The organism is Chitinophaga horti (genome assembly GCF_022867795.2).
Lineage (GTDB): Bacteria > Bacteroidota > Bacteroidia > Chitinophagales > Chitinophagaceae > Chitinophaga > Chitinophaga horti.
Window position 1 is genome coordinate 1,844,817 of record NZ_CP107006.1, and the last position, 17,293, is coordinate 1,862,109.

13 protein-coding genes are annotated in these 17,293 nt (G+C 51.5%); 7 read left to right on the forward strand and 6 right to left on the reverse strand.

Going from position 1 to position 17,293, the window contains the following annotated elements; genetic code table 11:
* The first annotated feature begins 55 nt into the window (after positions 1-55).
* The 5 genes from MKQ68_RS07405 (at position 56) to MKQ68_RS07425 (ending at position 9,853) form a co-directional block, all read left to right on the forward strand.
* A complete protein-coding gene (locus MKQ68_RS07405; protein ID WP_264282735.1) occupies positions 56-3,172 on the forward strand; it encodes a SusC/RagA family TonB-linked outer membrane protein in 3,117 nt (1,038 codons plus the stop codon).
* A 21-nt stretch (positions 3,173-3,193) separates the two neighbouring features.
* On the forward strand, positions 3,194-4,777 hold the full coding sequence (locus tag MKQ68_RS07410; protein WP_264282736.1) for a RagB/SusD family nutrient uptake outer membrane protein: 1,584 nt from the start codon (positions 3,194-3,196) through the stop codon (positions 4,775-4,777).
* A gap of 147 nt (positions 4,778-4,924) precedes the next feature.
* Positions 4,925-6,754 carry a tetratricopeptide repeat-containing sensor histidine kinase gene (locus MKQ68_RS07415; RefSeq protein WP_264282737.1) on the forward strand — a complete coding sequence of 610 codons (1,830 nt, stop codon included), beginning with the start codon at positions 4,925-4,927 and terminating at the stop codon, positions 6,752-6,754.
* Positions 6,751-7,500: a LytR/AlgR family response regulator transcription factor gene (locus MKQ68_RS07420; RefSeq protein WP_264282738.1), complete on the forward strand. Its 750-nt coding sequence runs from the start codon at positions 6,751-6,753 to the stop codon at positions 7,498-7,500. Before MKQ68_RS07415 ends, MKQ68_RS07420 begins: the two co-directional genes overlap by 4 nt.
* Before the next feature lie 241 nt (positions 7,501-7,741).
* Complete coding sequence (locus MKQ68_RS07425) at positions 7,742-9,853, forward strand: outer membrane beta-barrel family protein (RefSeq protein ID WP_264282739.1); 2,112 nt, start codon at positions 7,742-7,744, stop codon at positions 9,851-9,853.
* A 72-nt stretch (positions 9,854-9,925) separates the two neighbouring features.
* On the opposite strand, the gene MKQ68_RS07430 is transcribed toward MKQ68_RS07425, so the two are convergent.
* A complete protein-coding gene (locus MKQ68_RS07430) occupies positions 9,926-11,020 on the reverse strand; it encodes a family 43 glycosylhydrolase (RefSeq protein ID WP_264282740.1) in 1,095 nt (364 codons plus the stop codon).
* A gap of 9 nt (positions 11,021-11,029) precedes the next feature.
* Here MKQ68_RS07430 and MKQ68_RS07435 point away from each other — a divergent pair, with 9 nt between their 5' ends.
* The gene (locus MKQ68_RS07435; protein ID WP_264282741.1) at positions 11,030-11,494 is read left to right on the forward strand and encodes a Crp/Fnr family transcriptional regulator; all 465 of its coding nucleotides are present in this window, start codon (positions 11,030-11,032) and stop codon (positions 11,492-11,494) included.
* Here the strand turns inward: MKQ68_RS07435 and MKQ68_RS07440 are convergent.
* Positions 11,489-11,893 (reverse strand): LytR/AlgR family response regulator transcription factor, encoded by a 405-nt coding sequence (locus MKQ68_RS07440; RefSeq protein WP_244838393.1) that lies wholly within the window; start codon positions 11,891-11,893, stop codon positions 11,489-11,491. The genes MKQ68_RS07435 and MKQ68_RS07440 overlap by 6 nt on opposite strands.
* A 198-nt stretch (positions 11,894-12,091) precedes the next feature.
* On the opposite strand from MKQ68_RS07440, the gene MKQ68_RS07445 reads away from it, so the two are divergent.
* Positions 12,092-12,964, forward strand: a complete 873-nt coding sequence (locus MKQ68_RS07445; protein ID WP_264282742.1) for a helix-turn-helix domain-containing protein — start codon at positions 12,092-12,094, stop codon at positions 12,962-12,964.
* On the opposite strand, the gene MKQ68_RS07450 is transcribed toward MKQ68_RS07445, so the two are convergent.
* The 4 genes from MKQ68_RS07450 to MKQ68_RS07465 form a co-directional block, all read right to left on the reverse strand.
* The gene (locus MKQ68_RS07450) at positions 12,951-13,484 is read right to left on the reverse strand and encodes a hypothetical protein (protein WP_264282743.1); all 534 of its coding nucleotides are present in this window, start codon (positions 13,482-13,484) and stop codon (positions 12,951-12,953) included. The genes MKQ68_RS07445 and MKQ68_RS07450 overlap by 14 nt on opposite strands.
* The gene (locus tag MKQ68_RS07455; RefSeq protein ID WP_244838386.1) at positions 13,484-13,786 is read right to left on the reverse strand and encodes a hypothetical protein; all 303 of its coding nucleotides are present in this window, start codon (positions 13,784-13,786) and stop codon (positions 13,484-13,486) included. Before MKQ68_RS07455 ends, MKQ68_RS07450 begins: the two co-directional genes overlap by 1 nt.
* Positions 13,787-13,861: 75 nt before the next feature.
* Positions 13,862-16,108: a peptidase domain-containing ABC transporter gene (locus tag MKQ68_RS07460; RefSeq protein WP_264282744.1), complete on the reverse strand. Its 2,247-nt coding sequence runs from the start codon at positions 16,106-16,108 to the stop codon at positions 13,862-13,864.
* Positions 16,098-17,258: an HlyD family secretion protein gene (locus tag MKQ68_RS07465; RefSeq protein WP_264282745.1), complete on the reverse strand. Its 1,161-nt coding sequence runs from the start codon at positions 17,256-17,258 to the stop codon at positions 16,098-16,100. Before MKQ68_RS07465 ends, MKQ68_RS07460 begins: the two co-directional genes overlap by 11 nt.
* Positions 17,259-17,293: the final 35 nt, after the last annotated feature.

The following is a 17,293-nucleotide window of genomic DNA, read 5'->3' on the forward strand; positions in this document are numbered from 1 at the left end:
CGGGGAGGCACGGGCCTCCCCGGTTTCTTATTGATCAATTCAAATCCTTTACCACATGTTAAAAAATTCCACGTTCGCATGCTTCCTCTGGGTGCTGTTGTTTTCGGTGGCCGCTACCGGGCAGGTGTTAGCGCAGGCTACAGGCACCGTAACCGGGCGGGTTACCAATGATGCAGGCGAACCATTGCCAAAAGCCTCTGTTAAAGTAAAAGGCACCAACACGGGTACGCTCGCCGATGAAACGGGCAACTTTCGCCTGGAGCAGGTACAGCTCCAAACCACACTTGTTATTTCGTATGTGAATTTCGAAGAAAAAGAGATCGTCGTTACCAGCTTTAACCAACCCTTCCAGGTGAAGCTGGCCGGCAACACCAAACAACTGACCGACGTAGTGGTGATCGGCTACGGTGCTACGCGCCGTAAAGAAGTGGCCAGCGCCGTAAGCGTTGTGTCCGTAAAAGAGGCCGGTGCCACCACTGCGCCCACACCATCGGCCCTGCTGATCGGTAAAGCCGCCGGTGTACAGATCGTACAGTCCAGCGGTAACCCCGGTGCTGATGCGCAGATCATCATCCGTGGTACGGGTTCTTTCAAAAGTATTGAACCACTCTACGTAATCGATGGTATACAGAGCACGAAAGGCCTGTTCAATACTTTAAGCACACAAGACATTGATAATATCACTATACTGAAAGACGCATCGTCTACAGCGATCTATGGTTCCGCCGCGGCAAACGGGGTGGTTATCGTTACCACGAAGAAAGGCCGCTCCGGCCCGCCGCGTATTACCTTGATGTCACAATGGGGCAAGTCCAAAGAATGGCGCCGCCTCAACCTGATGAAGGCAAAGGACTATGTAGACCTCATGAAAGACTTCGCAGCTTCCAACGCTACTACACTGCCCGCCAAATTCAGCGGCCCGGGTGTACTGGTCGACAGTACCGACTGGCAGGACCAGATCTTCCAGTCAGGCCTCGTTACCGAACATTACTTGAACATCAATGGTGGTGGTACGAATGTTACTTATAACTTCTCCGCTAACTATCTTACACAGCAGTCGATCGTCGTAAATCAAACCAGCAAACGACTGAACCTGCGCTTAGGCCTCGAAGAGACTTATGGTCGCTTTAAACTGGGGCAGAGCCTGGCAGTACGTTACAGTGACGGTCAGGGTTCTATGGCCAACCTGTTGATGGCCATGCAATATGCGCCTTACAAGTCTATCTTCGATAAAGGTATTCCCGGTGGCTACTCCAACGTAACCAACGTACTTGATGCGAGCAATATCGATAACCCTTTGCTGCAGCCGAATATCAAATCTTCGCGCAGCCAGGGCATCTTGTTGTTCCCGACTTTATATGGCGAAGTAGGTATCCTTAAAGACCTGAAGTTCCGCAGCCAGGTGTTGGCAGAAGTATTCTTCAGCCGTAGCAGTGCATGGCAGTATGCGCATACGGCGAGCAATAACCTCACGTATCCGCGCCAGGCCAACTTGTCGTACAGCGACTACAACAACTATACTTTCGAGAACTTCTTATCCTACGCGAAAACCTTTGGTGAGCACAGCCTGTCCGGCGTGTCAGGTATGAGCTTCCAGGCGGCGGGCAGCAGTGCCAGTCTCGCCGGTATCGGTACCGGTATTGCGAACGATAACATCCGGAATATCAGCGTGGCCACATCCCGTTCGCTGAATGGTGGTGGTATGAACTACGGCCGTACTTCGGTGATTTCTTACTATGGTCGTGCCAACTATGTGTTCCGCGAAAAATACATCATCAACGCCAGCTATCGTCGTGATGGCGCTTCTAACTTCGGTCCGGATTATCGCTGGGGTAACTTCTACGGCGCCGGCGCGGCCTGGAGGTTCTCTGACGAAGATTTCCTGAAAGGAACGATCCTGTCTGACGGTAAACTGCGTGCAGGCTGGGGCCGTACTGGTAACAACAGCATCGGTAACTTCCTTACCGACCCGGTAACATACGCAGGTTCTCCCTCCGGCGTGCTGGTATATTCATTTGGTGCCAACGAAGCGTTTGTGCCCGGTGTAACCGTAAATGCACTCGCCACTCCCGATCTGCGTTGGGAAGAAACCGACCAGACCGACATTGGTCTCGACCTCGGCTTCCTTCAGAACCGCTTCACCGTAAGCTTCGATTATTACAAACGTAAGAGCAACGGTCTGCTCGTATCGGTTAACATGCCGGGCAGTGTAGGCGTGGGGCTGACAGGCGGCGTAAACCAGGTGAAAACCGTGAATGCTGCTAACGCGCAGAACGAAGGTTTTGAACTGACCCTCGGCTACCAGCAACAACTCGGCGACGTACGTGTGAACGTAAGCGCCAACGGTTCTATCAACAATAACAAAGTATTATCACTCGGTAAACAGTTTGCGGCACCTATCAGAAGTGGTAAGTTCAATAACCTGAACGAGATGACGTATACCGCAGCCGGTGGTTCTATCGGCGCCTTCTACGGTTATCGTACCGATCACGTAGCGCGTGATGCTGCTGAAGTGGATGCGCTGAACAAACTCGCAGCTGCGGCGACGAACAACCCGAACGCTGTGTACCAGGTTGGCCTTAAACCTGGTGACTTCATCTACAAAGATCTGAACGGTGATGGCTTGTTGACTGACCAGGACCAGGAAATACTGGGCAGCCCGATCCCTAAATACATCTATGGCTTTAATGCCGGTGTTGATTACAAAGGATTTGATCTGAACGTGGTGATCTCCGGTATTGCAGGTGTGAGCCTGTTGAACGGTACCAGGTTTAACACGCATGCACTGGCTACGGGCCACAACGTATCTACCGATATGCTCGACCGCTGGCGCCAGCCGGGTGATGTAGCGAGCCTGCCACGTGCGGGACAGAATGCTACCGGTACAGGCAACCTCCGCCAGTCTGACTGGTGGGTGGAAGATGGCAGCTACATGCGTTTGCGCAACCTGACACTGGGTTATAAAATTCCGGTAGGATTTACCCGTGGTGTGCTGAAGTCAGCCCGTATTTATGTAGCCGCGCAAAACCTGTTCACCATTACCGATTACGCTGGTTATGATCCCGAAGTGAGCGTAATGCCAGGAGGTAACTACCTGTTCAGCAGGGGCATCGATCTGGGTGCGTTGCCACAGCCAAGAACGTTCCTGGCAGGACTGGAAATCGGGTTTTAATCATCCTCTAAAAGTATCAACATGAAAAAAATATTATTGAGCGCCGCACTGCTTGCAACCCTGTTCAGTTGCCGTAAGGCGGAACTGGAGCTGGTAAACCAGAACGCTTATTCCTACGAAACCTACTTCGCAACGGCCGATGCTTTGAACCAGGCCACCATTGCCACCTACGGCACACTGGTACACCAGGGACTGTGGGCACGCGATTACTATTTCATCTTCGACCTGCTGGGTTACGAGGCCAAAAAGACCTCGAACCTGCTGGGTGATATGGCGCAACTGGCCGATTATAACTTTGGCCCCGAGCAAACCCAGCTCGCACACCTGTGGCAATCACTCTACCGCATCGTGTTTCGCGCCAACATCGTGGACGATCGGGCGGCGGTGTATGTAGCGCCGAACGATGCCGATAAGAACCGCGTGAAACAGTACCTGGCCGAGGCGAAGTTCCTGCGGGCTTACGCCTACTTTCACCTGGCTATGTTGTGGGGGGATGTGCCGTTGTATGAAACGTACAACGAGATCATTACCAATAACTACATTCCGCGCTCGCCCGTAGCCGATGTATGGGCTTTCGTGGAAAAAGACCTGAAAGAGGCACAGGCCGACCTGCCGGTAGCCTATGCCACCGGTGAACTGGGCCGCGTGACCAAAGGCGCTGCTACCGCGTTACTGGGTAAGATGTATCTCTACCAGAAGAAATGGCCGCTGGCACAAACCGAGTTCCTGAAACTGACGGCAGCTCCCTATACTTATGTTTTGGAGAAGGACTATGGTACCAACTTCATTCCTATGAACCAGAACAGTAAAGAAAACGTGTTCCAGATCATGAACGGTCCGTGGACGGACTGGGGCGTTGGTAGCCAGTATTACATGTTTGGCGGACAGGAAACCAGTGGTATGAAGGCCACGCACTCCGGCCGCGCGCTGGAATATGGCTTTAACGACTGGAATAACGTGTACATCCCTACGGCATCGGTAAGGGCGTTTACTTACCCAAACCCCGTGGATGGTACCCCTTACACCGATCCCCGTGCGAAGCATACCTTTTATGGTGACGCCCCAAGCGGTGGCGCTACCGTGTATTGTGAGCAATGCCCGGGCGGCCAGTTAGCGTTTCCTTTTAACACGGCCGATCCGCAGGGCGATTACAAATGGAAAAAGTACGGTTACTACCACCAGATCAAGAACTACGGTGCGCCGATCAGTAATATCAACGGCCAGGTTATCCGTTATGCAGACGTGCTGCTGATGCTGGCGGAAACCTATATCCAGCAGGATGAAACAGGTGCTGCCCCCCGTGGGTACATCGACAGTGTAAGGGCCCGTGTGGGAGCACCGCTGTACACCAACCTTGGCGACAAAACCAATGCTATGAATATACTCATGCGCGAGCGCCAGCTGGAGCTTTGTGGCGAACAGGTCCGCTACTTCGATCTCATTCGCTGGGGTATTGCGAAACAAACCATCAACGCGATCAGGGCGGCCGAGCCGGGTGATGGCAGACAGCCATTCGAGGACAAACACGTGCTGTTCCCGATCCCTAACGTAGAAAAGAACTACAATCCCAACGTTCTCGCTGGTGTGAAGAACGAATGGAATTGAGTAACAGAGGAATATGAAAAGGCTGTCCTTCTTAAAGGACAGCCCTTTTTTTATACGCCGGTCCCCAACGGCTCGCCCAACCCCGTCAACGGATCATTGAGGCCTGTAAACTGCCCGCTTTTCGTTAGTTTTAAGGCTTTAAGCTTTATGTTGATGCGGATAGCAGCCTTCCTTATATTGTTCCTTTGCAACTGCCTGTCGCCTTCCTTTGCGCAATCGAAGCAGGACGAGGCCGCGGAGTTCATACGCCGGGGTAATAGCCAGTTGTGGAAGTTTAAGCCGGATGCGGCCTACCGCCACTACCGGCATGCCTACACGGTGGGGGTGGAGATGGACAATAGCTACTGGAAGGGAGAGGGTTTGTTCGGGATGGGCCAGGCGCAATGGTACATGGGGCGCTTCCAGGATGCGCTGGATACTGTGAAGCTGGCCGTGGAGGCTTATCGCCGGGTGAAGTCGCGGTACGATATAGGGGCCGCGCTACGCATACTCAGCAATATCTACGACGACATGGGCGATTACGAGAACGCCTTTAAAACTGCGATTGACGGGCTGAATTACTATAAATCCAACGCCCGGCACGATAACCACGTACTGCTGCTCGTTCAGCTCGGCGCACTGTATGCTGCCATCGACGATTACCAGACGTCGCTGGAGTATTTCGAAAAAGCGGAGTCATTAAAGCCTGATCCCGGGTCTTATCCCTATCGCGAACTGCATCACCGTATTGGCGACTTGTACGCCAACCAGGGCGACCGGCTGGAAGCCCGGCGGTATTACGCCCGTGCGTTGAGAGGTAATCCTAAAAGTAAGATCATCCGCCTGCGGATGGGGGATATTTATCTTGCCGAAAAGCAATACGATACGGCGTTTAACTACTATGATTCGCTCTATCAGGAAGCTATTCCCACGACAGACGGCAACGTGATCATAGGCGCCATGATGGGAATGGGCCGCGTATATTTACAGCGCGGCCAGTATGCCGAAGCTGCCCGTATGATCAATGGCTCCCTGCAAAACGCCGCCCCGCGCGGCGATCGTAAGAGTAAACGTGATGCCTACAGACTCCTGGCAGATATTGCTGAAGCCCAGGGCGATAGCGAAGGCGCCTTACAACACCTCAAACGTTACGAGGCTCTGAAGGATTCGGTTGTGTCCGAGAATTTCAAGCGGCAGTTATTTACCTTCAGGCAGGATGCGGAAGCAGAGAAGCTGGTGAACCAGCGTAACATGCTGGGCATCGCGATACTGGCTATTGTCGTGGTGGGATTATCGGTGCTGTTCATCGTACTACTCCGGCACAAGAACGAAAAGCTGCAGCTCCGCCAGCGGGCAGATGAGTTGAAAATGCAGGCATTGCGCTCGCAAATGAACCCACACTTCATCTTTAACTGCCTCAGTTCTATCAATCATTTCATCTTAAATGAAGAAGGCGATAAAGCTTCCGAATACCTCACCCGTTTCTCTAAACTGATTCGCACCGTGCTGGTGAACGCCGGCAAAACGACCATCACCCTGGAAGAGGAGCTGGCGATGTTGCAGTTGTACCTCAACATGGAGCAGCTGCGGTTTAAAGAGGCTTTCGATTATTTCCTTTATTTTGATCCGGGATTACATCCTTCTATGATCAATGTTCCTTCTTTCATTTTGCAGCCATTCTGCGAAAATGCCATCTGGCACGGACTGTTGCACAAGGAAGGGAAGGGGCGGCTGGAGATTACTTTCTCCATGCGGAACGACATACTCGTTTGCACCATCCGTGATAACGGTATTGGCCGGGAGAGAGCGCAGGCGCTCAAAACGAGCCCGGTGGAGAAAGGCGCTTCCTTCGGCAACCGCCTGAGCGAAGAGCGGCTCGCCATTTTCAACGGCGAAGCAGCCGGCACTTCTTTTGTAATGGAAGATCTGCGGGACGAGCAGGGTAGGGTAACCGGAACTTTGGTAACACTTAAGATTTACAATAAAACAGGCGCATGATAAAAGCAGTAATTGTGGATGATGAACCTTATGCCTGCCAGGCACTGGCGACGCTGCTGAAGAAGCATTGCCCGGACGTACAGGTGCTGGCGCTGATCAACAACGCCAAGGAAGCTGTAACGATCATCCGCGAACTCAATCCTGAACTCGTTTTTCTTGATATAGAAATGCCTTATCTCAATGGCTTCGAAGTACTGGAAATGCTGGCGCCCATTCATTTCGACTGCATCTTCACTACCAGCTACGATCAATACGCCATTAAAGCCATCCGCTTCAGCGCCCTCGACTACCTGCTGAAACCGGTGGATGTGGAAGAGCTGAAAGCCGCCGTGAAGAAGGTGACCAGCAAAAGTGCCCCTTCGTTACAACAGCAGATGGAGTTATTGTTACAACGTTATCATCAACCGCAACAAGGCGTGAACCGCATTGCACTGCCTACGCTCGACGGTTTACAGATCATCGCGGTAGATACGATTTTGTATTGTAATGCAAGCAGCAACTATACCGTCTTTACCCTCAAAGACACACAAAAACTGGTGATCTCCCGTACCCTGAAGGAGATCGAAGAAATGCTGGAAGAAGATCGTTTCCTCCGCGTACACCATTCCTGCCTGGTAAACCTCGACGAAGTGCGCAAGTACAGCCGGGGAGAGGGCGGCACCTTGCTGATGAGTGATGGTGCGGAGGTAGATGTGTCGCGGTCGCGCAAGGAAGCATTGCTGAAACGGCTGATGCCAGGGAAGTAAGTGGCTGCTGCACAGTCCCGCTTTGTCGACAATTTCTCAGCGCTGTCATTTCGACTGCAGGGCAGCAAACTGCCGCTCCGGCAGAAAACGGCTCACCCATCCCCGTCAACCGCTCATTGCGGTCCGCACCTGTAAGTCACTGCTTTACCTTTGATACATACTTTTTTTATAAATAGTTTGTGTACGGGGATGTATGTCTATGCATGCCCCTTCATCTACCCAAACTTAAAATGTGTGTATTATGAAGCGACTCTCATTGATCATTGCAGCCATATCTTTTACGTTGCCTTTGTTCGCCCAGCAGGATACGGCAAAACAGTTAAAGACCGTCAACGTATCCGCCCGTAAACCATTTGTAACCCGTAAATCCGACCGCACCATACTCGACATAGAAAACAGCGAACTAGCCAACGGTTACAACGGGCTGGAAGTGTTGCAGAAGTCTCCCGGACTATGGGTAGGTGCTAACGGCCAGATCAGTATCAACGGCGCCCGCGGCGTGATGGTGATGATCAATGACGTGGTGCAGCGCATGTCGGCAGGCGAACTGGCAGATTTGCTGCGGTCTTTCCGCTCTGAGGATATCAGTAAGATAGAAGTCATTCCCAATCCGCCATCTGAATACGAGGCCAGTGCTACCGGCGGTATTGTACACATTGTGCTCAAACGCGGCCGGCAGCAAGGTGTTTCTGGTTTACTGAATGCGCAGTATCGTCAGCAGGACGAGCGGCCGTTTTTTGCCGGGGGAGCCTCCCTGGACTATAAAGCTGGTAGGTGGTATGCTTTCGGTGGCTACAATGCTGCCCGCGATAAAAGTAATTACCACGGATATGTAAACACCGATTACGCAGACGGCAGTAAATTTCGCAGTCGCAGCGGCCGGGATAATAACAATACACGTCAGCAATACCGGGCCGGTTTTGTGTTGGATATATCGCCCATGCATTCGCTCACTGTACAACACAATGCCTCGGCCAATCACTTTCGCCAGGGGTTTGATGCCGATGTAACGTATGACGCCGTTACCGGTTATTCGCGTAGCTTCTGGGAGCGGGAGCCGCGGGTAAGCAGTACTACTGCATCCTACGTCTGGAAAACAGATTCCCTGGGCTCTTCGCTGAAAGTGATTGCGGATTACGCCCGCCAGCGTAAAGATGAAACCAACACCTTATCATCTGCCTATAGCGACGCCAGCCGTGACAGGGGCTTCCGCACGACTACGCCGGGGCAAACGGATTTGTATAGCAGTCAGGCTGATTACACGAAAGCTTTTAATTCCAAATCGCAGTTCAAGACCGGTGTAAAATACGTGCGTACAGATCGCGAGAACAGCATTTATGCAGAAGATGCGGCCGGATCAGGTTGGGTGAAGAATGAAGGGGCAAGTAACGAGTTCGTCTATAACGAAGATTTGCTGATGGCTTATGCAAGTTTTGAAACCGTCATACATAAAACCAGTGTGAAGGGTGGCCTGCGGGGCGAGCAGACCTGGTCTCGCGGCCACTCTGTTACGAACGGACAAACGATTCGCCGTGACTACTTCGGCTTGTTTCCTTCGCTGTTTATCAGTCACCAGTTAAACGAGACCAAAGGTAACTCCGTGCAGCTTAGCTACGCACGACGTGTGGGTCGCCCGGCCTTTAATGATCTTAATCCGTACCGCTTACAGGTAACCGATTTTGAAATACTCACCGGCAATCCCGACCTGCAGCCTCAGTATACCCACAGTCTGCAAGCCGGCTACACCTGGAAGCATGCGTTTAACGTGGGCCTGTACTATCGCTATACCCGCGACTATATTTCGCAGAGCGCCTCGACGCTGGATAATAATATCGTAGAATATAAATCGCAGAACTTTCCTTACGCTACGGAGTTGGGTGTTTCGCTGGATTTGCCCATTACGATTAATCCTAACTGGCGTATGAATTACGGCCTGCAAGCTTACCAGTCCAGCGCCGATTTTGTTGAACGCACTATTCGTCGTGCCTCCGTGGCGTTAAAGATGACGCAGATTTACAAATGGCCGAAGGTCGCAGACTTTGATCTGTACAGCGAATATACCTCGCCTTACCGCTCTGAGAATGCATTACAGTACAGCGTGTTTTATACAGACATAGGGGCTACGCGTTCCTTCTTTAAGAATAAGCTGCGTGTACGTGTTGGCGTTACCGATATATTTAACACCTCCCGGGAAAAGACCCTTACTAAGTACGAAGGCACCAGCATCCTGTTTTACCAGAAGCGCCCAACGCGGACGGGTATGATTTCGCTGACGTGGAATTTTAGTGCGGGTAAGGTGTTTGATAAGAAGAAAGTGGAGGTGAATAATTCGGAAGAGAAGGGGAGGATGTAGAGCGGTGTAACGCCGCCGAAGTGAGTGACACAACGGCGGCTGATGGCTGTTTTACTGCTGGTGAACTGCTTATTATTTCTCGATGCGAGGCCACCCGTCCCACCAGGACAATACTTCCATACGCAATTTCGAGCGACCGTTATCATGCGCATCATAGCCGTGAAAAACGAGATAGTCTTTCCCGTCAAACGTATACACGGAGTTGTGTCCAACCCCATGCCAGTCGGCGTTACCTTCGAGCAGCAGGGTGCCGCCGCCCTGCTGCAGGTCTTTGCCGTCTTTATCGAGATAAGGCCCCGACAATTGTCTGGCGCGGCCGACGATCATCTTGTAAGTGCTGTTTACGCCGCGGCAGCAGAAGTCAGTGGAGGCGAACAGGTAATAGTAGCCGTCTTTCTTAAAAATAAAAGGGGCTTCTATCGCCTTGTTACTCGTTTGCCGGCTGGCGATGCTATACAGTTTGCCAACAGGGGCCGTGAGGGTGTCGTTGAGTTGTGTGATCTTCAAGCCGCTCCAGAATGAGCCGAAGCTAAGCCAGGGACGATCTTTTTCATCGAAAATGAGATTGGGGTCGATGGCGTTCCAGTCGTCCTGCCCGGGCGTTGACTGTATCACCTTACCATGATCTTTCCAGGGAGAACCGGCTTGCAGGCTGGTATTAGTCGCCAGTCCGATGCAGGAGCCGTTTTTACCGAAGGTGGATACGGAGTAGAACAGGTAATACACACCTTTGTGATATTGGATGTCCGGCGCCCAGGTGTGGCCATTATAACCGGGTACGGCCTGTACGGCCCATTCCGGCGCTTTGTCAAATACGGGCTTCCCGCGCTTCCAGGTCTGGCGGTCGGTTGATGACCATACTGCGATGCCTCTGCCGGTGGCGAAGAGGTAATAAGTACTATCCTGGCGGATCATTACCGGGTCGTGTACCGACGGACGTTGTGCGCAGAGCGACAGCGGGAGGCATAATAGGAGGAGGTAGCGGAACATCCGGTCAAGATAGGGAATTTTTGCTATCTTGTTGCTACACAACCATGCCCCATGCAACAGCAATACCCGGAATATCTCCCTGCCTGCCGATTCCTGCGCGATCGCCGGATTTACCTGACTGATGGTGAATTTGCGGCTGTGCGTTCCGTCACAAAACGACTTACGATTCCCAAACATACTGTGATCATGGAACAAGGTAAACTGGTAGAGAAACTGTATTTCCTGAACTCGGGCATTGTGCGCCTGGCGCGCGAGCATCGCGGGATGGATTTTACACTGGGCATGATTTCCAGCCAGGAGTTTATCTCCACGCCGTTATATCTCACCAATGGCGTACCCTCTTCCTGTTCGCTGGAAACACTTACGGAGGTGGAAGTGCTGGAATGGGGGAAGCAGGAAGTTGATTTTATCATGAAAGAGCTGCATCATGGGCAGGAGGTTTTCTGGTCGCTGATGGAACGGGTAATGACCTGGGTGCAGGATAACCAGGTGGATGCCTTGTGCCTGAGTGCGGAAGAGCGTTATCAGAAATTGATGGATGAGCAACCAGAGGTAATCAGGGATGTTCCCGTAAAATATATAGCATCGTTCCTGAATATTCACCAGGATAGCCTGAGCCGCATTCGTAAGCAGACGAGGCAGAAGTCATAAGATCAGTTGTTTGAGGGCGGGCATATAATTCCGACTCACAGCCACTTCCACGTTATTAGGCAGCGTTACTACCAACCGCGTATGATCGCGGCGTATTTCCTTTACATGTTGCAGGTTTACAATGTACGAGCGATGAATGCGGATGAACAGCGCGGGGTCCAGTTTCTTTTCTATATAACTGATGCCGTGTGCCGTGAGGTACGTGCGATCGGCCGTATGGATCCATGTGTATTCACGGTCGGCTTTCAGGTAGATGATGGCGTCGATCGCCAGGTTGACGAGCCGTTTACCATTATCGACCAGCACCCGTTGCAGGTAAAAAACGGGCGCGGGCAAGTGTGCGATCTTGATCGCTTCGAGGGGCGGTACAGCGTGGATGGATTTGAGTTGATGCTTCATGACTACAAAAGTATCCGCGCAAGTGATTGGTAAAACTGACGTATGTCAGGAAGTTGCTTTTGCGGTGATCAGCAACTTTTCTTCCGGGAGCTTTTCTTTTGCCTACATTTCATCCATCGATTCTAACAGTTCATTCCCCCTTTTCTTTGTTACATACTGATGGCTGTTAATTTTGTACAGTTGTAAAGAGCAAAGCACATGAACTATCGCGAATACAAGCCCTGCGACCCCTTAGCGGCCTATATCGAGTGTTTCTGGACATACACGGCCCCACCGTCCCCGGACGTAGACAGCCAGCCTGTGAATTATTGTGTGCCCCTCGGCACTGCTGAATTGATTATTCATATGGAGGAGCAGCCCAGCCATATCTTAAACTTACATGGAGAAGGCTGGGGGAAGTCATATAACGCCTTTTTTACCGGGCTTTTCGATTATACGGACTTGTGGAAGGCGAGCCCGGGATCCACGCTGTTTGGCGTACGTATGCGCCCGGAGGCGCTGGAATTATTCTTCGATATACCCGTATCCATTTTGTATAACCAGGTAACGGATGCGGATGCGGTATTGCCGGTAAAGCAAAAACGCTGGTTACAGCGGTTCTTCGAAAAGCGCGATGTGGCTACGCTGATCGTGCGCATGGAGTCTTTTTTCCTGGGCAGACTGCACGCGATGACGCCTGATCATAACGCTGTGGCGGAGGGTTGTCGCCTGATTCGTAAAAGCCAGGAGCCTTTATCGGTGGAGGCGTTGAGTGAGCAGCTGTGCATTAGTCGCCGGCAACTGGAGCGGAACTTTAAGCAGTCTATCGGGATCAGTCCTAAAAATTACCAGCAGATTATCCGGTTCAGGCGATTGTATCAATACATCCGCAGTGCGGGTGGGAAGCCGATCAAGTGGGCGGGATTGAGTTATCCGTTAGGCTATTCGGACCAGGCACATATGGTGCGCGATTGTAAGAAGTTCAGTAGTCTTACCCCATTACGCCTCGCCGCCCCGGACACTGGCTTGTTCCAGTCGCTGGAAGCTTCCGTAACGGCACGTTACGCGTATGAGCGTGTTACTTCTTACTAAAGAACTGCTTTTTTAACTCCTCATGTCCCGGAACGGCACGTAACCCGTCCATCGTTTCCTTTTTGCGGTCTACTGCCCAAAAGATCATCCCGCGTTGCTCCGGGAAGTCGTTGGCCAGCCCGAAATAATACGCGGGTTGTTGTTTTGCCACTTCGTTCAGCACGATGCTGTAATACTTGCTGGAGCCGGCATACGCAGCGGGCAGTTTGGCTATTGCTTCTTTCAGGGAAGTGTAATCAATTATTTTCAGGTTTTCTTTGAGGTAGTTAGTAAGCGCGATGTGCCGCTCGTTCGCCATCGACACGCTGTCTTTGATAAACTTTATGCGCTCGTTCACGATCAACCGGAACTGTGCATGCGGCAGTTCTTTACCTGCGATTGTTTCCCAGGTAGAAAATCCGCCCCGAAAGGTATGGTGGTTGAGCTTGAACTTGTCGTTAAGGTGCTCCGCCATATCGAAGTATCGGCCAAGGCAATAACCATGATTGAGCTGTTTGTTGGCCACGTTTGCATCTTTCATCAGGTGCAGTCGCCTTTTTTCTGTTTCCTCCCATCCAGCAGGTAATATTCGCCGTTTTCGCGGATGATGGTCGTGAACCGGCCTTTAAGCGTACCATCCGCCAGCGTTTGCAACGTGTCGGTATCGATCGTGACGGGGCCGCTGCCTGCCTTATCTATCGTATATCCCATTTTGTAGACGAGCGGTTGTGTGCGATCGAGGTCGATATAGCAGCTGGCTGCACCATAATACGCTTTACTAACTTGTGCAGTAACAGCAAGTTGGGTCAGCAGCAATAGCAGGAGGGGAGTGATTGATTTCATGGTAGTGGCATCGTTACTTAAATATACGGAAAACGGATCGGTCTTACAGCCGCGTTAACAACCATGATAAGTATTTTACTCCTCGCCCGATGCGGGCTTCTTTTTACGCTTTACCGCTTTTTTACGGAGGATGGGGAACTGCTGCTCCCACAGCCGCGTGTAGGCGCTATCCAGCTCCAGCAACTCGTCATGCGTGCCTTCTTCTAATACTTTGCCCTGGTGCATCACGACGATCTTGTCCGCGTTCATCACGGTACTGAGGCGATGCGCAATGATAATGATGGTTTTACCGGCCTCCCGCATGTCGGCAATGGCCTGTTGGATATTGCTTTCAGAAAGGGAGTCCAGCGAGGAGGTGGCTTCGTCGAGGATGAGTACCTCCGGGTCGCGGTACAGGGCACGGGCGATGGCCAGTCTTTGGCGTTGCCCGCCCGAGAGGTTAGCGCCGTTCTCGCCCAGCCAGGTATCGAAGCCATTGGGCAGGCTCTCAATAAAGTTGAGGATGCCCAGTTTACGGGATAGGGCCAGTACTTTCTGCATATCCGGTTCGTGATCGCCGATAGCGATGTTTTCCAGTACACTGCCGGCAAACAGATCCACTTTCTGTGGCACTACACTCACGATGGATCGCAGGCTGGCAGGGTCGATATAACGGATGTCGGTGCCGCCGATCGTGATGGAGCCGGATTGTACCGGGTAAATATGTTGTAATAGCGATAAGAGCGTCGTTTTGCCGGAGCCACTTTCCCCCACAATAGCAGTGATCTTTCCTCTTGGGATAAGCAGGTCGAGCCGCTCGAACACGTTTACACGCGCGCCGTAACGGAAGTTCACGTCTTTCAGCTCTATATCGCCTACCATGGCAGGTGTAAGGGAGGTTTTGTTGGCAGGTGTTTCAATGTCGAGGTCCATGATCTCGAACAAACGATCGGCAGCAATCAACGCATCCTGCATCAGTTTGTTCATGCCGATAAGGCTAACGACGGGACCGGTGAAGTAACCCATCAGGGAGTAAAAAGAAAGTAATTCGCCGGCCGTCAACAGGTGTCTGAGTACAAACGTGCTGCCGATCCAGAGCAGGAGTACGGTGAATAGTCCGGATACCAGGCTGCTGCCGCTGCCCGTCAGCAAAGAGTTCGTGCCCGACCGATATACACTTTGTAACAGCTTCACAAATTTACTTTCCGTTTTCAGGTTAGCATGTGATTCCAGTCCAAAGCGTTTGATCGTGCCGATAGATTGCACCGACTCCACCAGCTGCGCTTCCAGTTCGGCAGTATCTTCCATTAACCTGCGCTGCGTGCGGCGGTTCATCTTGTTAGAGAAATAATACACCACGCCGTAAAGTGGGATCACCGTAAGCATGAACAAAGCCAGTTTCCAGTAGGCGCTGAACATCAGTGCAAAAGAAAATATCAGGATAAAAATGTTTACAGCCAGGTTGATCAATACGTCGTTGACGAACATACGGATCTTCACGGCGTCGTTCATACGTGAGATGATTTCTCCGGTGCGCATGTTGTCGAAGAACGATTGTGGCAGTCGCAGCAGGTGTTTATAGTAACCGAGTATGAGCCGGGCATCTATCTGTTGGCCCGTTTTGATGGTCAATAACGTTTTGGTATAGTTGATAAACAGTTGGCTGAGCACGATGAAGATCATCATGATGCTCATCAGGTTCAGCAGGTTCTGGTTGCCGTCGGGCAATACATAATCGATAATTTTCTGGAGATAGATAGAAGTGCACAGGCCGAGCATCGTAAAGACCATCGCTCCAAGCACGATCTGCACCAGCATGCCTTTATGCGGTTGCAATAACGCAGTAAATCTTTCTACGACGGTGGTTTTTTCATTGCCTGGCTGAAAGTCGGCTTCAGGTGCCAGCAATAACGCTACGCCCGTCCAGATGGACCGGAATTGATCAGCAGGCATAGTTTCCAGCGTGCCTTTGGCAGGATCCATTACATTGATGCCTTTTTCAGAGGCTCCGTATACGACTACATAGTGTTGCAGTTTTTTGTCGATGATCACGTGCGCGATAGCGGGTATCGGCATTTCATAGATGCCTTCGAACGGTGCGCGTATCGCTTTTGCCGAGAAGCCTAGTTGCGTGGCGGCTTCCACCATACCCAGGAGTGAGGTGCCTTTTTTGTCGGTGGCGGCGTATTGCCGTATACGGGCAATAGGGATTTGGGAACCAAACCATGCGGCCACGGAGGCGATACAGGCGGCTCCGCAATCAGTTAAGTCATGCTGACGAATGGTGTATTTACTGGCTGCCGGCCGACCGGAGAGCCAATTGCGTAATATGTTAAGCTTCATTTTTTACAAGGTTGGGGTTCAGCCAGTCATCCGCCTGGTCATACAATAACTGGAAAAGTGTGCGTCGCGTAACGAGGAACCTCGCCTGCACGGTCATGCCTTTTTTGATGTACCCTTTGTAACCATTTTTGAGTTGTAGTGCCTGTTGGTCTACCGCACAACGGATCTTAAACAAAGGTTGTCCTTTATCGATCACCACATCTTTCGAAATCGTTACCACTTTGCCGGTAATCATGCCCCACTGGTTGTAATCGTAAGCATCGACCTGCATGCGTACGGGCGTGCCTTCGTGTATGTAACCGATGTCTTTCGGCAGTACGAATACCTCCGCCAGTAAGGCGGCATCCGGACTCACTTCTCCCAGTACTTCTCCTGCACCCAATGTGCTGCCGCGTTGCAGGCCTTTCAGTTGTTGCACATAACCGTCTGCCGCTGCACGAATGGTGTATTGGTCCTGTTCTTCTTCATACAATGTTTGTCGCGCACCCAGCTCCTGTAATTGCAGGTTGAGTGCCGTCAGCTCCGATTGCCAGCGGGCCGATTGCTGCGCTTTCAGTAACGCTTTTTCATTCATCAACGCCTTGTATTCATAATCATATCGCTCAAACTCTGCGTTGGAGATTACTTTGTCTTTGTGTAAGGACCGGAAACGTTCATATTTCTTTTGTGCTGTGTTCAGCCGAATGTCTGCATCGGTCAGCTGCCTGTTATACAAAGCGATCTGTTGCTGGTACATGCTCGACTTCAGTCGTGTATTACGGCCTGCTACCAGTTGTTGCAAATCCTGTTGTTGCAGTTGCAGTTCGCTTACCTGTGTACCCAGTGACAAGTTTTTATCCGCTACGGATGCCGCTGCCAGTTTGATCAGTGGCTGCCCCGCCTTCACGTGTTCGTTTTCTTTGATGAGTACACTGTCTACCAGTCCGCTCACGAGACTGCGTATCTCCGTGCGCTCCTGTTCGGAGCGTAACAAGCCTGTACTACGAACGGTCACGTCTACTTTAATAATAAAAAGCAGTACAATAGCGATCAGGAACAACGTAAGTAGCAACAGGTACAATACGCGGCTGCGTGGCTCGTAAGCCTGCAAATGTTTTTCTACGGAGTTGTTGACGATTTCAAAAGGAAAGATGTTTTGCTTGGCGGGCATATCACTTGTTTGCAATTAAAAGGGGATAACAGTTA